16 protein-coding genes are annotated in these 17,447 nt (G+C 71.8%); 7 read left to right on the top strand and 9 right to left on the bottom strand.

Annotated features, from left to right (window positions below; all coding sequences use genetic code 11):
* Positions 1-105 precede the first annotated feature (105 nt).
* Both R0232_RS32320 and R0232_RS32315 read left to right on the top strand, forming a co-directional pair.
* The gene (locus R0232_RS32320; protein WP_431510673.1) at positions 106-753 is read left to right on the top strand and encodes a glutathione S-transferase family protein; all 648 of its coding nucleotides are present in this window, start codon (positions 106-108) and stop codon (positions 751-753) included.
* 40 nt (positions 754-793) lie between these two features.
* The gene (locus tag R0232_RS32315; protein ID WP_431510672.1) at positions 794-1,774 is read left to right on the top strand and encodes a pyridoxamine 5'-phosphate oxidase family protein; all 981 of its coding nucleotides are present in this window, start codon (positions 794-796) and stop codon (positions 1,772-1,774) included.
* 79 nt (positions 1,775-1,853) lie between these two features.
* On the opposite strand, the gene R0232_RS32310 is transcribed toward R0232_RS32315, so the two are convergent.
* On the bottom strand, positions 1,854-3,011 hold the full coding sequence (locus R0232_RS32310) for a cytochrome P450 (protein WP_431510671.1): 1,158 nt from the start codon (positions 3,009-3,011) through the stop codon (positions 1,854-1,856).
* A 112-nt stretch (positions 3,012-3,123) separates the two neighbouring features.
* On the opposite strand from R0232_RS32310, the gene R0232_RS32305 reads away from it, so the two are divergent.
* Positions 3,124-3,825 carry an ArsR/SmtB family transcription factor gene (locus R0232_RS32305; RefSeq protein ID WP_093354147.1) on the top strand — a complete coding sequence of 234 codons (702 nt, stop codon included), beginning with the start codon at positions 3,124-3,126 and terminating at the stop codon, positions 3,823-3,825.
* Positions 3,826-3,837: 12 nt separating this feature from the next.
* On the opposite strand, the gene R0232_RS32300 is transcribed toward R0232_RS32305, so the two are convergent.
* From R0232_RS32300 to R0232_RS32270, 7 genes are all read right to left on the bottom strand, one after another.
* Positions 3,838-4,830, bottom strand: coding sequence for a Bug family tripartite tricarboxylate transporter substrate binding protein (locus R0232_RS32300; RefSeq protein ID WP_431510670.1), 993 nt, complete (start codon positions 4,828-4,830; stop codon positions 3,838-3,840).
* A 147-nt stretch (positions 4,831-4,977) separates the two neighbouring features.
* On the bottom strand, positions 4,978-6,495 hold the full coding sequence (locus R0232_RS32295) for an AMP nucleosidase (protein ID WP_093354454.1): 1,518 nt from the start codon (positions 6,493-6,495) through the stop codon (positions 4,978-4,980).
* 59 nt (positions 6,496-6,554) lie between these two features.
* Positions 6,555-7,106, bottom strand: coding sequence for a TIGR00725 family protein (locus R0232_RS32290; protein WP_431510669.1), 552 nt, complete (start codon positions 7,104-7,106; stop codon positions 6,555-6,557).
* The gene (locus R0232_RS32285) at positions 7,054-7,878 is read right to left on the bottom strand and encodes an ABC transporter permease (protein ID WP_296788809.1); all 825 of its coding nucleotides are present in this window, start codon (positions 7,876-7,878) and stop codon (positions 7,054-7,056) included. The genes R0232_RS32290 and R0232_RS32285 overlap by 53 nt, the downstream gene beginning before the upstream one ends.
* A 10-nt stretch (positions 7,879-7,888) precedes the next feature.
* Complete coding sequence (locus R0232_RS32280) at positions 7,889-8,965, bottom strand: extracellular solute-binding protein (protein ID WP_296788811.1); 1,077 nt, start codon at positions 8,963-8,965, stop codon at positions 7,889-7,891.
* Between the two features lie 25 nt (positions 8,966-8,990).
* Positions 8,991-10,019: an ABC transporter ATP-binding protein gene (locus R0232_RS32275; RefSeq protein WP_431510668.1), complete on the bottom strand. Its 1,029-nt coding sequence runs from the start codon at positions 10,017-10,019 to the stop codon at positions 8,991-8,993.
* Positions 10,016-10,792 (bottom strand): ABC transporter permease, encoded by a 777-nt coding sequence (locus tag R0232_RS32270; RefSeq protein ID WP_203203201.1) that lies wholly within the window; start codon positions 10,790-10,792, stop codon positions 10,016-10,018. The genes R0232_RS32275 and R0232_RS32270 overlap by 4 nt, the downstream gene beginning before the upstream one ends.
* A gap of 185 nt (positions 10,793-10,977) precedes the next feature.
* Between R0232_RS32270 and R0232_RS32265 the strand changes: the two genes are divergently transcribed.
* Positions 10,978-11,892: a LysR substrate-binding domain-containing protein gene (locus R0232_RS32265; protein ID WP_057592576.1), complete on the top strand. Its 915-nt coding sequence runs from the start codon at positions 10,978-10,980 to the stop codon at positions 11,890-11,892.
* Positions 11,893-11,947: 55 nt separating this feature from the next.
* Complete coding sequence (locus tag R0232_RS32260; RefSeq protein ID WP_431510667.1) at positions 11,948-12,850, top strand: ketopantoate reductase family protein; 903 nt, start codon at positions 11,948-11,950, stop codon at positions 12,848-12,850.
* Positions 12,851-12,858: 8 nt separating this feature from the next.
* Here R0232_RS32260 and gorA read toward each other — a convergent pair whose 3' ends face one another.
* Positions 12,859-14,220 carry a glutathione-disulfide reductase gene (gene gorA, locus R0232_RS32255; RefSeq protein ID WP_431510666.1) on the bottom strand — a complete coding sequence of 454 codons (1,362 nt, stop codon included), beginning with the start codon at positions 14,218-14,220 and terminating at the stop codon, positions 12,859-12,861.
* A 152-nt stretch (positions 14,221-14,372) separates the two neighbouring features.
* Here gorA and R0232_RS32250 point away from each other — a divergent pair, with 152 nt between their 5' ends.
* Positions 14,373-16,409, top strand: a complete 2,037-nt coding sequence (locus tag R0232_RS32250; protein WP_431510665.1) for a PEP/pyruvate-binding domain-containing protein — start codon at positions 14,373-14,375, stop codon at positions 16,407-16,409.
* 16 nt (positions 16,410-16,425) lie between these two features.
* A complete protein-coding gene (locus R0232_RS32245) occupies positions 16,426-17,319 on the top strand; it encodes a LysR family transcriptional regulator (protein ID WP_203203197.1) in 894 nt (297 codons plus the stop codon).
* Positions 17,320-17,447: the final 128 nt, after the last annotated feature.

Genomic DNA, 17,447 nt, shown 5'->3' with positions numbered 1-17,447 from the left:
GATTAATCCGAAAAACGCAGCAGTCAAATCCGATGACGTGTATTCCTTCGATCGACGCAAGAGAGAAGAATCCATTCCGACGCCACCACTTCGAGGATTCCGACCATGACCGCTTCCCGCCAACCGGCCCAGTTCATCAAGCTCTACGGCACGCCGATCTCGGGCCACGTGCACCGCGTGCGCCTGTTCCTGTCGCTGCTGGGCCTGCCCTTCGAGGCGATCGAGATCGACATGCGCACCCGCGCCAACCGCACGCCCGAGTTCCTGGCGCGCAACGCCTTCGGCCAGGTGCCGGTGATCGAGGACGGCGAACTCACGCTCGCCGATTCGAACGCGATCCTGGTCTACCTCAACGAGCGCTATGCGGCCGATCCCGGCCGCTGGATGCCGCGCGATGCCTTCGGCGCGGCGCAGGTGCAGCGCTGGTTCTCGGTGGCGGCGGGCCAGCTCGCCTTCGGGCCGGCGGCCGCGCGCGTGTTCGCGCTGTTCGGCCGGCCCGACGATCCGAGCGAGGTGCGCAAGCGCGCCCATGCGCTGTTCGAGGTGATGGAGCAGCACCTCGCGGCCCGGCCCTTCCTGGTGGGCGAGTCGGCCACGCTGGCCGACATCGCGAACTACGCCTACGTGGCCCATGCGCCCGAGGGCGGCGTGTCGCTCGATCCCTATCCCCACGTGCGGCAATGGCTCGCGCGCGTCGAGGCGCTGCCGGGCTTCGTGCCGATGGTGCGCTCGCCCGTCGCGCTGGCCGCCTGATCGCGCCCGCCCTCACTGAAGAAACTCGCGGAGGTCCGCCATGATCGATGTTCCCTTCCACGCCGGCGAACGCGCGATGCAGCTGCAGGCCGGCTCGCGCGAGGTCATGGCCGCGGCCGGCTCGCGCGTGATCCGCGACTTCATGCCCGACCAGCACCGCGACTTCTTCGCGCTGCTGCCCTTCCTGGTCACCGGCAGCATCGACGCGCAGGGCCAGCCCTGGGCCAGCATGCTGGCCGCGCCGGCCGGCTTCGCGCATTCGCCCGACCCGACGCACCTGCGCATCGATGCGCTGCCCGATGCCGGCGATCCGCTCGCGGCCTCGCTGCGCGACGGCGCGACGCTCGGGCTGCTCGGCATCCAGCCGCACACGCGGCGGCGCAACCGCATGAACGGCACGGTCGAGGCGCTCGACGCGGCGGGCTTCACGCTCGAGGTGCAGCAGAGCTTCGGCAACTGCCCGAAGTACATCCAGGCGCGCGAGCCCGCCTACCGGCCGCCGGCCTCGGCGCCCGCGGCGGCGCAATGGCTCGATGGCCTCGACGACGCGGCACGCGCGCTGATCCGGCGCGCCGATACGCTGTTCATCGCCAGCGCCCATCCCGCGAGCGCGGCCATCGAGGGCGACGAGGTCGATGTCAGCGCGCGCGGCGTCGACGTCTCGCACCGCGGCGGCCGGCCCGGCTTCGTGCGCGTGGACGACATCGGCGGCGGCGTGCTGACGGTGCCCGACTTCACGGGCAACCGCTTCTTCAACACCTTCGGCAACCTGCTGGCCTATCCGCGCGCGGGCCTGTTGTTCGTCGACTTCGACAGCGGCGAGATGCTGCATGTCGCGGCCACGGCCGAGATCGTGATCGACGGACCCGAGCTCGCGTCCTTCGAGGGCGCCGAGCGGCTGCTGCGGCTGCGCGTGCAGCAGGTGCTGCGCCGGCCCGGCGCGCTGCCGCTGCGCTGGGGCGCGGCACAGCTGTCGCCGTTCCTGGAGCGCATGGGGCAGTGGGTCGAGGCAACGGCCTGAGCGGATCAACACCCGTTCGGGCTGAGCCAGTCGAAGCCTCGCGCGGCGCTTCGACAGGCTCAGCGTGAATGGTTGGGTCTCAATCGAACGAGGGAATGCGCCCGTTGACCGAAGGCCGATAGCGCCAGCCGCGCTCGAGCAGCCGCTCGACCTCGGCGCGGCGCTCGCGCAGCAAGGCCTCGAGCCCGGCCGCCGCGAGCGTGCAGGCCAGCGCCTGCCCCGGGCACGCATGCAGGCCATGCCCGAAGCCCAGCATGCGGCGGCGCGCGCGCAGCGGCTGGAAGCGATCGGGCTCGGGATTGAAGGCCGGGTCGCGGTTCGCGGCCGCCAGCACCAGCAGCACGGCATCGCCCGCGGCCAGCGTCGTGCCCGCGATGTCCACCCGCTCGGCCACGAAGCGCCGCGTGTTGTGCACGGAAGGGTCGTGGCGCGCGGTCTCCTGCACCACCATCTGCAGGCCATCGCGCGTGGCCGCGGCCTCGCGCGCGGCCGGTTCGCGCCGCCAGGCGATCAGCCCGTTGCCGAGCAGGCCGGCCGTGGCATCGCAGGTCTGCGACAGCAGGCCGACGAGGTTCGCGAGCAGCGCGCGCGAGGGTGGCGTGCCCGCGGGCTCGACCTCGCGCACCGCCGCGAGCAGCGTGCCGCGCGCGGCCGGTCCGTCGGCCACCAGGGCCTCGAAGCGCGTCATCAGCGCGGCCGCCGCAACGCTCGCCGCACGCAGTTGCGCTTCGCTCGACAGCGGCGACAGGCAGGCCACGAAGTCGCGCATCCAGCCGTCGACCTGCGGCAGCGCCGCATCGCCGAAGCCCAGCAGCCGCGCCACCGCGCGCAGCGGGATCGAGAACAGCGCGTCCGACAACGGCAGCGCGCGCGTGCCCGTGGCCGCTTCGAGCGCGGTGGCATGCGCGCCCTGCAGGTCGAGGCCCGCGAGCGCGCGCTGCAGCGCGGGCCGGTGCGCCTGGTGCGCCGCGCCTTCGTTCATGCGCACCAGGTGGCCGAAGACCTCGCCCGAGGGCTGGCCGACGATGACGCGCGGCACCGGCTCGGCGGCCGGCCGCACGCGCAGCGCGCCGTGGGCCTGCAGCAGCGTCTCGATGACCTCGGCGCGGCTCGCGACCCACAGGCGCAGCGTGGCGTTCCAGGCCAGCGGCGGGCCGTCGCGCAGGGTGGCGTAGTAGGGATAGGGATCGGGATGCACGACGGCCTTGACGGGGTCGGTCGGGGCGGTCGGGGCCATCGTCTCGAGGGTGGGGTGCGGCGTGCTCATGGCCGAAGTCTGCGCCGCGCGTGTCCGCCACACTTCGCTCGCGGCCGAAGTGTGGGATGGCATGGCGCCTTAGGATCGCCGCATGAACACCGCCGCCTCCGCGAACCCGGACCTCCAGCTCGCCCGCCTCGCCGGCGCCATCGCCGAGCCCGCGCGCGCCCGCATGCTCAGCTGCCTGATGGACGGCCATGCGCGCACCGCCACCGAGCTCGCGACCGTGGCCGAGGTCGCGCCCTCGACCGCGAGCGCGCACCTCGCGCGGCTCAGGGAGGAGCGGCTGGTCGCGCTGCTGGTGCAGGGCAAGCACCGCTACTTCCGGCTCGCCGACGACGACGTGGCGGCCGCGCTCGAAGGCCTGATGGTGGTGGCCGGCGCGCCGCGCGTGGCCGGGTTCAAGCCCAGCACGCCGAGCCGGCTGCGCAGCGCGCGCACCTGCTACGACCACATGGCCGGCACGGCGGGCGTCGCGCTGCACGACCGGCTGCATGCGCAGGGCTGGCTCAGCGGCCTCGCGAGCGGCTCCTACGAACTCACGGCCGAGGGCGCGGTCGCGCTCGAGAGCCTGGGCGTGGAGGTCGATGCGGTGCGGCGTTCGCGCCGCCGCTTCGCCTGCGCCTGCCTCGACTGGAGCGAGCGCCGGCCGCACCTGGGCGGCGCGCTCGGCGCCGCGTGGCTGCAGCTTTCGCTGAAGCGCGGCTGGGTGCGCCAGGAGCTCGACGGCCGCGCGCTCGCGCTCACGCCCAAGGCCGTGCGCGAGATGCCCGAGCTGTTCGCCGGTGCCTGATCGGGCCTCGAATCAGGCCTTGAGCTTGAGCAGGTAGATCAGCGGGCCCGCCATCGCGGTGTCGAGCTCGAGGAAGCCCTCGAAGTCCTTGCCCGCCATCCAGTAGGCGTCCCAGTTGTTCTTCCGGATGGTCTTCTGCCAGAGGTCGGCCACGGTCGCGCGGCGCACCGCTTCGAGCAGCACGGCGCGTCGCTCGGGTGTCACCTTCCTGCCGGTGAGCACGCCGCGCCAGTTGGCGAGGTCGGCGTCCACGCCCTGTTCGCGCACCGAGGGGATGCCGAGGAAGGGCCGCCTGGCCGACACGCCGATGGCGCGCAGCTTGCCGCTCGCGAGGGCCTCGCTGAATTCGCTGTAGCCCGAGATGCCGGCCACCGACTTGCCCGACTCGAGCGACTCCACCACCTGCGCGCCGCCCGGGTGCGGCTGGTAGACCAACGCCGCGGTGTTGCCCGCCACGCGCGCCAGCATGCCGGCGTACATGTGGTCCACGCCGCCGGCCGAACCGCCGGCGATCACCGTCTTGGCGGCGTCGGCGCGCAGCTGGGCGATCAGGTCCTTGGGCGTCCTGATCGGCGAATCGGCGCGCACCGCCACCACCTCGTAGTCGCTCGTGAGGCGCGCCACCGGCGCCACCTGGGCCAGCGTCACGGCCGGCTTCTGCAGCGCCACCGCGCCGACCATCACCATGCCGCTCATCAGGATCGCGTCGGGGTCGGCGTCATACTTCTCGACGTACTTCGCGAGCCCGATAGTGCCGCCCTTGCCGCCGATGTTCTCGTAGACCACGTCGCCCACCGCGCCCGAGGCCAGCATCGCGGCGCCGAGCGCGCGGCCGGTCTGGTCCCAGCCGCCGCCCTCGTTGGCGGGGATCACGATGCGCAGCTTCGCGGTCAGCTGCGGCTCGGCCGCGCGCGCGGCCCCCGTTCCCAGCACGGCCATCGCGCCCAGCCAGGCATGGAAGCGCCGGCGTCCGGGCGAAGGCGGCAGGGCGGTCGGGTGCGGCATGTTTGTTTCCGATTGTCTAAAAAGGTAAACAAATGATGACGCACAGCGCCTGTCGTGTCGGTGACAGGCACCCAGGGGAAAACCCGGGGAATGGGCCTCCAGTCCCGCCAAATGGGGAACTAAGTCACGCTTTTGGCGGGCCAGGCCTTACTGGAACGCCACTTCCGCGAAGCTGCGCAGCTTGCGGCTGTGCAGCCGGGTCGAGCCTTCCTGGCGCAGGATCTCGATCGCCCGCATGCCGATGCGCAGGTGCTGCTCCACGCGCTCGCGGTAGAAGTGGTTGGCCATGCCGGGCAGCTTGATCTCGCCGTGCAGCGGCTTGTCGCTGACGCACAGCAGGGTGCCGTAGGGCACGCGGAAACGGAAGCCGTTGGCCGCGATGGTCGCGCTCTCCATGTCGAGCGCCACCGCACGGCTCTGGCTGAAGCGGCGCTGCGGCTGGTTGCCGGGCAGCAGCTCCCAGTTGCGGTTGTCGGTGCTCGCCACCGTGCCGGTGCGCATGATCTTCTTGAGCTCGGGGCCCTCGCACTTCGTGACGTCGGCCACCGCCTGCTCGAGCGCGAGCTGGATCTCCGACAGCGCCGGGATCGGCACCCACAGCGGCAGCTCCTCGTCGAGCACGTGGTCCTCGCGCACGTAGGCGTGGGCCAGCACGTAGTCGCCGAGCTGCTGCGTGTTGCGCAGGCCCGCGCAGTGGCCCAGCATCATCCAGGCGTGCGGGCGCAGCACCGCGATGTGGTCGGTGATGGTCTTGGCGTTGGCCGGGCCGACGCCGATGTTGACCATCGTGATGCCGCTGTAGTCCTCGCGCACCAGGTGGTAGGCCGGCATCTGCGGCAGCCGCGGCGGCGCCGTGCCCTGGCTGCCGTCGAGCAGGTGGCCGAAGGTGGCGCTGGCGCCGGCCGAGAGCCCGCGCCGGCGCGTCACCACGTTGCCGGGCTCGATGAAGGCGATGTACTCGCTGTTCTCGTCGGCCATCGCCTCGTGGCCCAGGCGCACGAACTCGTCGATGTAGAACTGGTAGTTGGTGAACAGCACGAAGTTCTGGAACCAGTCGGGCAGGGTGCCCGTGTAGTGGCGCAGCCGGTGCAGCGAGTAGTCGACGCGCGCGCCCGTGAACAGCGCCAGCGGCTGCGCCTCGCCGGGCAGCGCCTCGAAGGTGCCGTTGGCGATGCCGTCGTCCATCGCGCCGAGGTCGGGCAGGTCGAACACGTCGCGCATCAGCGCGCGCCGCTCGGGGCTCATCGTGCCCTCGATGTGGTCGTTCTCGGCGAACGAGAAATGGATCGGGATCGGCTGCGTGCTGGTGCCCACCTCGAGCTCGACCTGGTGGTTCTCGAGCAGCAGCCGGAACTGGTCGAGGTAGTAGCGCGCATAGAGATCGGGCCGCGTCAGCGTGGTCTCGTAGCGTCCCGGTCCGGCCACGAAGCCGTAGCTCAGGCCGGCATTGGCCGGCGGCGTGTGGCGCGCCACCGTGTGGGTGTGGACCCGCACGAAGGGATAGCAGGCGCGCACGCGGCCCGGCAGTTCGTCGCCGTCCACGAAGCGCAGCATCGATTCGCGCAGATGGGCGAGTCCGCCCTGGTAGATGGCCTTCACCTGGTCGAGCGCGGCGGCGGCGTCGGTGAAGCGGGCGGGTGCGACGAAGGGGGGCATGTAGGGCATGGCGGCATTGTGCAATGCCGTCGTGACCGCTTTCGAAACGCTTCCGGCCGGCTCGCCCTTCAGGCCAGCAGGCAGCCCAGCACCTTCGCGAGCATGTCGTCCGCATCCGTCGCGGGCACCGCGCCCGGCAGCTCGACGTCGCCGTGCATCACGAACACCGGCTTGCCCCACTTGAGGCCCATCGCCATTTCCGACAGCGTGCCCATGTTGCCGCCGATGGCGACCAGGCACAGGCCGCTGCGCGCGACGATGCCGTTGCGCAGCTCGCCCATGCCGGTGGGGATGGCCACGCTGAGCCATTCGTTGGCGTTGCGGTCGTCGTCCTCGGGCAGGATGCCCACGGCGATGCCGCCGGCCTCGGCGGCGCCGCGCGAGGCCGCGGCCATCACGCCGCCGCGCCCGCCGCACACCACCGCCATGCCCGCGCCGGCCAGCGCATGCGCCACCGCATAGGCGGCCTCGCACTCGGCCGGGCCGCCATCGCCGGGGCCGATGATCGCCACCGGCTGGCGATGGCGATCGGGCCCGCGCTGCCGTTGCCCGAGGCGCGCGAGCGCCTCAATGACCGGCGCCGACCACTGCACCGCGTTCGCGCCTTCGCGTAAGCACATCGCCCACTCCCATCACGATCACACACACCACCATCAGCACCAGCGACAGGGCCGCCGCCACCGCGAAATCGGAACCGCCGTCGCCCACCTGCGCCAGCAGCATCAGCGGCAGGATGTTGAGCTGCGTGCCCACCAGCGCCAGCGCCGTGCCGTAGGTGCCCATCGCGATCGCGGCCACCATGCAGGCGTTCGACAGCACCGAGGGCGCGACCTCGGGCAGCACCGTGTCCCAGAAGGCCCGTGCGCGCGAGGCGCCGAGCGTGCGCGCGGCCTGCGCCGGGCGCGGGTCGAGGTTGGCGAACACCGGGTACAGCGACAGCGCCACGCGCGGGATCAGGTAGTAGGCATAGGCGAAGCCCAGGCCCGACACGCTGTAGATCCAGCTGCCGAGCACGGCAGGATCGGCGCCGAGCCCGGCCATGAGCTGGGTCACGAAGCCCGCGCGGCCGAAGGCCAGGATGAAGCCGTAGGCGATCACCAGCCCCGAGAAGGCCAGCGGCAGGCCCAGCAGGGTCATCAGCCACTGGCGCCGCGCGGCCGGCTGGCGCGCGAGCTCGATCGCGATGCAGGTGCCGACCAGCGCCGACACCGCGCCCGCCGCCAGCCCGAGCGCCAGCGTGTTGCGCAGCGCGCCGAAGAACAGCGGGTTGCCCACCAGCCGGCCGAAGGCGCTGCCGCGCTCGGCGAAGGCCTCGGGCAGCAGCGCCGCCAGCGGCACCGCGAAGAACAGCGCCATGAAGGCCCAGGCGGGCCAGGCACCGAAGCGTCTCATCACGAAGCGCCTACTTCCCCAGCGCGGCCTGGGCCCAGAGCTTGTCGAGCTCGGCCTTGCGCTCCGAGGCCTTCACCACGTCGAGCGGCTTGATCTGCGGCGCGGCCGGCATCTTGGCCGCGACGTCGGCGGACAGCGGCGTGCCCGGCACTGCGGGCCGCACGAAGCCCTGCGCGAACAGCGACTGGCCGGCCTCGCTCATGATGAAGTTGAGCCACAGCTTGCCGGCGTTCGGGTTCGGGCCGTTCTTCACCAGGCTGATCGCATAGGGCGCGGCCACGCTGGCCTCCTTCGGGATCACGACCTCGACCGCGTCGCCCATGCCGTCGACATGCTTGGCCTTGAGGCCGTCGTTCTCGTAGCTGATCCAGACCGGGATCTCGCCCTTGAGGAACTTGGCGTACGGCGTGGTGCCTTCCACGCGCAGCACGTTGCCGGCCGCATGCAGCTTGCCGAGGTAGTCGGTGCCGGGCTGCACGTTGTCGACGCCGCCGCCGTTGGCATAGGCCGCGGCGAAGGTCAGCACCTGGCCGATGCCGGTGGAGCGCGGGTCGAGGTAGACCACCGTGCTCTTGAACTCGGGCTTGAGCAGGTCGGCCCAGCCGGTGGGCACGTTCTTCACCAGCTTCTTGTTCACGAGGAACGCGATGTTGAGCGTGTGGATGGTGAACCAGCGGCCCTCGGCCTCGCGGAACACGGCCGGCAGCTTGTCGAAGTTGACGGGCTTGAACGGTGCGACCACGTCCTTCTTCGCGGCATCGACGGCCGAGGCCGCGAAGTAGTAGGCGGTGTCGGCCTGCGGGCGGCGCTTCGTTTTTTCCAGCGCGACCACGGTGGCGGCCGAGCCGATGTCGTTGTAGGTCAGCTCGATCTCGGGATAGCGCTTCTTGAAGTCACGGAACAGCGACTTCCAGTTGGCCCATTCGGGGCCGGTGTCGAAGGAGACGCACAGGCCTTCCTTCTGCGCCTCGGCGTAGAGCGCCTTCTCGCCCGCGTAGAGCTCGGGGCCGTCGAAGGCGAAGGCGGTGCGCGCGAGCGCCAGCACGGGCAGGGCGCCGGCGGCCTGGATCAGATGTCTGCGTTGCATGAGTGACTCCTCGGGAGTAGATGATTCAGTGGTCGAGCAGGCGAAGGTGTTCGGGCGCGATCGCGATCGCCTCCGTGGCCGGCCGCGCCGATTCGGCGAGAAAGGGCCTGGGCGCGCCCGGCACCTCGAAGTCGTAGCGCGTCAGCGAGCCCAGGTAGCGCTGCGCGCCGCAGCGGCCCGCGATGCGGTTCGGCGCGCCGGGCGCGGGATCGGCCGCGATGTGCTCGGGCCGCACCAGCACGTGCAGCGCGGTGCCGGGCGCGCGCATGCCGGTGGGCGCCGCGAGCTGGGCGAAGCCCAGGTCCAGCTTGTTGAGGCCCGCCACCCTGGCCGGCAGGATCGTCGAGAGCCCGACGAACTCGGCCACCGCGCGGCTCGCGGGCTGCTCGTAGATCTCGCGCGGCGTGGCGATCTGCAGCAGCCGCCCATCCTTGAGCATCGCCACGCGGTCGGCCATGGCGAGCGCCTCTTCCTGGTCGTGCGTGACCAGCAAGGTGGTGGCGCCGAAGCGCTGCTGGATCGCGCGGATCTGGTCGCGCAGGTGGCCGCGCACGCTGGCATCGAGCGCCGACAGCGGCTCGTCGAGCAGCAGCGCGCGCGGGTCGATCGCGAGCGCGCGCGCCAGCGCCACGCGCTGCTGCTGCCCGCCCGAGAGCTGCGCGACGGCGCGCTGCGCGTACTCGCCCAGGCCCACGGTGTCGAGCAAGGCCTGCGCGCGCTGGCGGCGCTCGGCGGTCGCCACCTTGCGCAGCTTGAGGCCGTAGGCCACGTTGTCGAGCACGCTCAGGTGCGGGAACAGCGCATAGCTCTGGAACACCATGCCGATGTGGCGCCGGTGCACCGGCGTGCGCGACATGTCCTCGCCGTCGAGCGCGATGCGGCCCGTGTGGCCGGTCTCGAGGCCCGACACCAGCTTGAGCAGGGTCGACTTGCCCGAGCCGCTGGGCCCGATCACCGCGACCAGCTCGCCGGTGCGCACGTCGAGCGAGACCTCGTGCAGCCCGTGCGTGCTGCCGGGGTAGTTGTAGCTGACCGTGTCGAGGAGGAGGCTCATGGCGTGACGGCGCGTTGCTTCACCAGGGAGGAGGAAAGAAGCGCCGACGCGCTCGCCAGCACCAGGAGGATGACCGTGGCCGCGCAGGCGAAGCCCGTGGCGCCGTAGAAGGCCTGCAGCAGCACCACCGGGTAGGTGCGGTTCTGGAAGCTGGTGAGCAGGTTCGACACGCCGAACTCGCCGACCGAGATCGCCGCCACCATCACCAGCCCGCTGATCAGGCTCTGGCGCAGGCTCGGCAGCACGATGCCGCTGAACTGCTGCCAGCCCGAGGCGCCGAGCGTGGCCGCGGCCTGCTCGAGCCGGTCCAGGTCGAGGTGGCGCAGGTCGGTCAGCAGCGTGTTCGTGAGGTAGGGCAGCGTGAGGATCGCGTGCGCCGCGATCAGAAGCGGCATCGAGCCCAGCCAGGGCGCGAGGTCGGTGTTGAACACGATCATGTAGCCGAAGGCCAGCGTGATCGCCGGCACCGCCACCGGCGTGGCACTCACGATGCGTGCCGCCAGGCTGCCGCCGCGGCGCGCGCCGTGGTACAGCGCATAGGCCAGCGGCAGCGCCAGCACGGTGTTGATCGCGCAGGCCGAGAGCGCCACCACCAAGCTGCTCACGAAGGCCTTGCGAAACGAGGTGTCGAGCCAGAGGTCGACATACCACTGCCCGGTCAGGCCCGTGGGCAGCAGCGTGTTGGTCCAGTTGCCGCCCACGCTGCCGACCAGCAGCAGGGCGATGGGCAGCAGCAGGTACAGGCCGTAGAGGAGCGAGATGCCGCGAACCAAGGGTGTGTCTCCGTGTCACGCGCGGCCGGCATACTTTCCGGATGCGCTACTGTCTGCGCCGGGTCTTCCGCCGCATCGGCCTGAATTCTAGGAAGCGCCTTGGTATTCATGGGTGAAAGTTGGATGACGACACTTGAGCTGTTGGCAACTGTTTTTCACCGAACTTTCATCAACCGGAGCCATGCATGAAGCGCGACTGCCCCACCATCCAGGAGCTGCTGGCCTTCGACGCGGTGGCGCGCCACGAGAGCCTGACGCTCGCGGCCGGCGCCCTGTGCATCACCGTGAGCGCGGTCAGCAAGCAGATCGCGGGGCTCGAGGCCTTCCTCGGCCGCGCCCTGCTGCAGAAGAACGGGCGCGGCGTGCAGCTCACGCCGCAGGGCCGCGTCTACTGGCAGAAGATCGCCGGCGGCCTGCGCGCGATCGAGACCGCCACCTTCGAGGCGCGCTCGGGCGATGCCGGCGCCGGCCTGCTCACGCTCGCGAGCGTGCCCACCTTCCTCACCAAGTGGCTGATCCCGCGGCTGCCGGCCTTCAGCCAGAAGAGCCGCCACGTCATGCTGAGCTTCAGCCGCCATCTCGAGCCCAGCGACGGCATCCCGGCCGGCGTCGACGCGGCGATCCGCTACGGCCCCGACGGCTGGCCTGGCGTGGTGTCCGAATACATCGCGGGCCGCGAGTTCGTGCTGATCGTGGCGCGCTCGCTGGTCGAGGGGCGGCACCGCATCGCGCAGCCGGCCGACATCCTCGGCCACACGCTGCTGCACCACGAGGGCGCGCCTACCGCCTGGCGCCAATGGGCCGCGCAGCACGGCGTGCCCGAGGTGCAGACCGTGGCCGGCCCGCGCTTCGCGCAGTACTCGGCGCTGATCCAGGCCGCGCTCAACGGCCTTGGCATCGGCCTGGTGCCGAAGCTGCTGGTGCAGGAGGAGTTCGCCGAGGGCTCGCTGCTGAGTCCCTGCGGCACGCCGGTCGGCGTGAACCAGGGCCACTACCTCTGCTACCGGCCCGACCGGCTCGACCTGCCGGCCTTCGCGGCCTTTCGCGCCTGGCTGCTCGACGAGGGCCAGAAGTCGCGCGGCGTGGAGGCCGAGGCATGAAAACGCGCGAGTGGTTACGCTCGCCATCCCTCATCACGACAAGGACGATGCATCGATGAAAGTCGCAGTCATGGGCGCCGGCGCGGTCGGCTGCTATTACGGCGCCATGCTGGCGCGCGCGGGCCACGAGGTGGTGCTGATCGGCCGGCCCGCGCACGTGGAGGCCGTGCGGGCGCGCGGCCTGCGCCTCGAGGCCCAGACCTTCGACGAACACGTGCCCATGGCCGCGAGCACCGAGCCCGATGCAGTGCGGGGCGCCGACCTCGTGCTGTTCTGCGTCAAGTCGACCGACACCGAGGCCGCCGCCGCGCAGATCGCGCCGCATCTGGCGCCCGGCGCGCTGGTGCTCACCCTGCAGAACGGCGTGGACAACGACGAGCGCGCGCGCTCGGTGCTGCGGTCCCACGAGGTGGCCGCGGCCGTGGTCTATGTCGCGACCGGCATGGCGGGGCCGGGGCACGTCAAGCACAACGGCCGCGGCGAACTCGTGATCGCGCCCTCGGCCCGCGGCGAGAAAGTGGCGCAGGCGCTGCGCGCGGCCGGCGTGCCGACCGAGATCTCCGGCAACGTGCGCGGCGCGCTGTGGGCCAAGCTGGTGCTCAACTGCGCCTACAACGCGCTGTCGGCGATCACGCAACTGCCCTACGGCGTGCTGGTGCGCAACGAGGGCGTGCCCGGCGTGCTGCGCGACGTGGTGGCCGAATGCCTCGCGGTCGCGCAGGCCGAGGGCGTGACGATCCCGGGCGACATCGATGTCGCGGTGGCGGGCATCGCGCGCACCATGCCCGCGCAGTTCTCCTCGACCGCGCAGGACCTCGCGCGCGGCAAGCGCAGCGAGATCGACCATCTCAACGGCTTCGTGCTGCGCCGCGGCGAGGCGCTGGGCGTGCCGGTGCCGGCCAACCGGCTGCTGTGGGCGCTGGTGCGGCTGCTCGAGGACAAGCCGGCGCAGGCCTGAACCGGGCCTCAGCCCGGCATCGGCTCGCGCATCGTCACGAACTCCTCGGCAGCAGTGGGGTGGATGCCCACCGTGCTGTCGAACATCGCCTTGGTGGCGCCCGCGCGCATCGCGACCGCGAAGCCCTGCACCACCTCGCCCGCGTCGGCGCCCACCATGTGCAGGCCCACCACGCGGTCGCTCTTGGTGTCGACCACCAGCTTCATGAAGGTGCGCTCGCTGCGGCCCGAGAGCGTGTGGCGCAGCGACTTGAACTCGCTCGAGAACACCGTGACCTGGCCGAACTTCGCGCGCGCGTCGAGCTCGCCGTAGCCGCAGGTGCCGATGTTCGGATGCGTGAACACGGCGGTGGGAATGAACTCGTAGTCGAGCCGGCGCTTGCCCTTGCCGAACAGTTCGTCGACCACCACCATCGCCTCGGCCAGCGCCACCGGCGTGAGCTGCACGCGCGTGGAGACGTCGCCCACCGCATAGATCGAAGGCACCGAGCTGCGGTAGTGCGCATCGACCGCGATCGCGCCGCGCTCGTCGAGCGCCACGCCCGCGGCCTCGAGGCCCAGGCCCTGCGTGTTGGGCACGCGGCCGGTGGCGAACAGCACCGTGTCGGCCTCGATCTGCTGGCCGCGCGCGAGCGTGGCCACCAGGCCGTCGGCGGTGCGCGTGACCGAAGCCACTTCGCAGTTCAGGCGCACGTCGACGCCGGCCTTGCCCATCTCGTTGGCGAGGAACTGCCGCACGTCGTCGTCGAAGCCGGTCAGCAGGTGCGCGCGGCGGTGCAGCAGCGTGACCTTCGCGTCGAGACCGTTGAAGATCGAGGCGAACTCGCAGGCGATGTAGCCGCCGCCCACCACCAGCAGGCGGCGCGGGAACGGGTCGAGGTCGAACATCGCATCGGAGGTCACGATGTGCTCGCGGCCCGGGATGTCGGGCACGAAGGGCGTGCCGCCGGTGGCCACCAGCAGGTGGCGCGCGGTGTAGTGCTTGCCGTCGACCTCCACCGTGTGGGCATCGGCGAGCTGGGCCCAGCCCGTGACCAGCGTGACGCCCGAGTTCTTGAGCAGCGAGGCGTAGATGCCGTTGAGCCGCGAGATCTCCGTGGCGCGCTGCGACTTCAGGTGCGACCAGTCGAACACCGGTTCGCCGGGCAGCTGCCAGCCGTAGCCCGCCGCTTCCTCGAAGGATTCGGCATAGCCGGCCGCGTAGCTGTAGAGCTTCTTGGGAATGCAGCCGACGTTGACGCAGGTGCCGCCGAGCTCGGCGGCCTCGGCCAGGCCGACGCGGGCACCGGTCTGCGCGGCCATGCGCGCGGCGCGCACGCCGCCGCTGCCGCCGCCGATGACGAAGAGATCGAAGTCGTAGGGGGTGGACATGGAACAAGGCTCTCCTTTGCGAGCGCACTGTAGCCCTCGCCGATGACCGCTGCCGGGCACGGGGCTTGGAACGCGCCGCGAGCCGCCGCGCGCGCCGGCGGCGGTGGAGCGAGAATCCGCGCTCGTCGGCAACGAAGGACAGAGACAAGCGCATGAAGAACGACCCCAGGCACCTTCCACGCGGCGCGGTTGCGCGCCGGCTTGCGCTGCTCGTGTCGTGCCTGTCCGTTCTCGCACCCCTGCCCGCCGATGCGCAGCTCGCGCGCAAGCCCTCGTTCTACGACGCGCAGAAGCGCGTGGAGGAGCCGGCCTCGCCCGTGCGCTCCGCCGGCGGCGCCTCGTCGCTGCCCGCGCTCGCCAGCCGCGCCGACTTCGACGCGCTCGCGCGCACCTACGACGCCGGCACGCCGATGGCGCTGCCGCATGTGCTGTTCGTGATCGACCGGCGCGCGAAGCCGGCGCCGCGCGTGTACTACCTCGACACGCCGCGCTGGCAGCTCCATGTGCGCTTCGTGCGCGACACCGGCCTGGCGCCCCACGCGGGCAAGCGCGAGATCGACCGCAACTACCTCGTGCCCGACCGCCGCTTCCTGTTCGGCACGCTGAGCTGGCAGCAGAACGTCGCGGGCTTCGGCTATGAATTCTGGGAAGGCGACCGCCTCACCGCGCCGCTGCTGCGCGAGGCCGACCGCGCGGTGAAGGCCAGCTTCTTCGCGCCCGTGAAGTTCAAGACCAACTCCACGCTGCACGAACGCGTGGCACGCGAGGCCGGCGTCGACTTCGTGACGCAGGAGGCGCTGATCCGCGAGCAGCCCTACCTGCCGATGAACCTCGGCACGGCCAGCGGCCGGGTGCGCATCGTCGAGGACGAGGGCGCGGTCAACGCGCTGCTGCCCGAGGACATCGCGGTGCTGCGCCAGGTGCCGATCGCGTTGCCGCCGGTGGCGGGCGTGCTGACCGAGCGGCCGTCCACGGCGCTGTCGCACGTCAACCTGCTGGCCAAGGGCTGGGGCATTCCCAATGCCTACGTGCGCGACGCGGCCGAGGCGCTGCGCGCGCATGCGGGCCAGTGGGTGGCGCTCAAGGTCGCGGCCTCGGGCTACCAGGTGCGCCCGCTCACGCCCGAGGAGATCGCGGCACTGCCCACGCGCGCCGCGCGCACGGCCGCCATGGGCCGCGGCAGCGCCGCGCCGGGCGGTGCCGCGGCCGTGCGGCCCGACCTGCGCGAGGCGCGGCTGCTGCCGCTGGCCTCGCTGCGCGCTCGCAGCAGCGCGCAGTGCGGCGTGAAGGCGGCCAACCTCGGCGCGCTGCAGGCCGCGCGCATCCCGTCGACCAGCGTGCCCGACGGCTTCTGCATCCCGTTCGCGCACTACGACCGCTTCATGCGCGCCAACGGCCTGGCCGAGCGCATCGCGCGCATGCAGCAGGCGCCGGGCTTCGCGGCCGATCCGCTGGTGCGCCAGCGCGCGCTCGAGGCGCTGCGCGCCGAGATCGTGCAGTGGCCGGTCGATCCCGCCACCGCGGCCGCGTGGCGCGCGGCCTGGCAGTCGCAGCTCGGCGGCGGCGGCGTGTTCGTGCGCAGCTCGTCCAACTCCGAGGACCTGCCGGGCTTCAGCGGCGCCGGCCTCTACACCACCGTGCCCAACGTGAAGAGCGGCGACGCGCTCGAGCTCGCGGTGAAGAAGGTCTGGGCCTCGGTGTTCAATGCCGAGGCCTGGGAAGCGCGCGGCGCCGCGGGCTTCGGTGCCGAGTCGGTGCTGATGGGCGTGTTCGTGCAGACCGCGATCGACGCCACCAGCGCGGGCGTGATGATCACGCGCGACCCCTTCGACGCCGGCCATCCGCACGTCACCTACATCTCGGCCAAGCGCGGCATCGGCATCCGCGTGGTCGAGGGGCGGCGCGTGGCCGAGCAGCTCATGTACTCGAGCTGGTCGAAGGCGATCCAGGTGCTGAGCCGCTCGGCCGAGGACAGCGCGCTGCAGCTCGACAAGGACGGCGGCGTGAAGGAGGTGCCGCTGGAGGCCGGTCGCAGCGTGCTGACCGACGAACTCGTGGTGCGGCTCGCGAACGTGGGCGCGGCGGTCAAGCGCGGCTTCGGCGGCGTCGACCAGGACATCGAATGGGCCACCGTGGGCGAGCGCATCGTGCTGCTGCAGGCGCGGCCGTACGTCGAGCGCCGCCGCTGAAGCCAGGACCGGCGCCATGAACCTGCACCGCCTCGACCTGGTCTCGCTGTCGCTGTTCAACCTGGTGGTGCGCACCGGCAGCATCAGCAAGGGCGCCGAGCTCGCGCACCTCGCGGTGGGCGCGGCCAGCAAGCGCATCTCGGACCTCGAGGCGGCCGTGGGCACGCCGCTGCTCGAGCGCCATTCGCGCGGCGTCACGCTCACGGTCGCGGGCGATGCGCTGCACCGCCATGCGCAGCGCATCCTCGACGACGTCGACCAGCTCGCGGCCGACCTGTCCGACTACGCCTCGGGCGTGCTCGGGGTGGTGCGGCTGTGGGTCAACACCTCGGCCGTCACGCAGTTCCTGCCGCGCGGGCTGTCGGGCTTCGTGGCGGCCAATCCCGGCATCCGCATCGAGCTCGAGGAACGCAACAGCAGCGAGATCGTGCTCGCGGTGCTCGACGGCCGCGCCGACGCGGGCATCTTCGCGGAGGGCACGCCGAGCCTCGGGCTGCACCTCGTCAACTACCGCGTCGACCGGCTGGTGATGGTGGTGCCGCGCGGCCATCCGCTGGCGCGCCGGCGCAGCGTGCGGCTCGAGGAGGCGACCGAGTACGACTTCGTGAGCCTGCCGGCCGAGACCTCGCTCGCGCAGCGGCTGCAGGCCGCGGCCGAGGCGCTGGGCCGGCGGCTGCGGCTGCGCATCCAGGTGCGCAGCTTCGATGCCGTGTGCCAGATGGTGGCGGCCGGCATGGGCGTGGCCGTGCTGCCGCACGCGGCGATCCAGCCGCACCTGCGCTCGATGGGCCTGCGCGAGATCGCGCTCGACGACGCCTGGGCCGAGCGCCGGCTGCTGATCGGCCTGCGCGACGCCGGCGTGGTGCCGCGCCACGTGCGCACCCTGATCGACCACCTCTGCCAGGGTTAACCCTCGGGCGCTTTCGCGTTCCGCGAAAGCTGCGTGCGCGCCTTTGTCGTTCTCCCGCGCGGCCGCGCTGCCCAGAATCCGGGCAACGAATGCGGCGTCGTGCTGGCGAGCCGCGCAGACAAAGGCTC

It is taken from the genome of Variovorax sp. DAIF25, assembly GCF_050711835.1.
Classification (GTDB): Bacteria; Pseudomonadota; Gammaproteobacteria; order Burkholderiales; family Burkholderiaceae_C; genus Variovorax.
The sequence above is the reverse complement of the archived record's forward strand: the minus strand, read 5'-3'. Positions and strand labels throughout refer to the sequence as shown.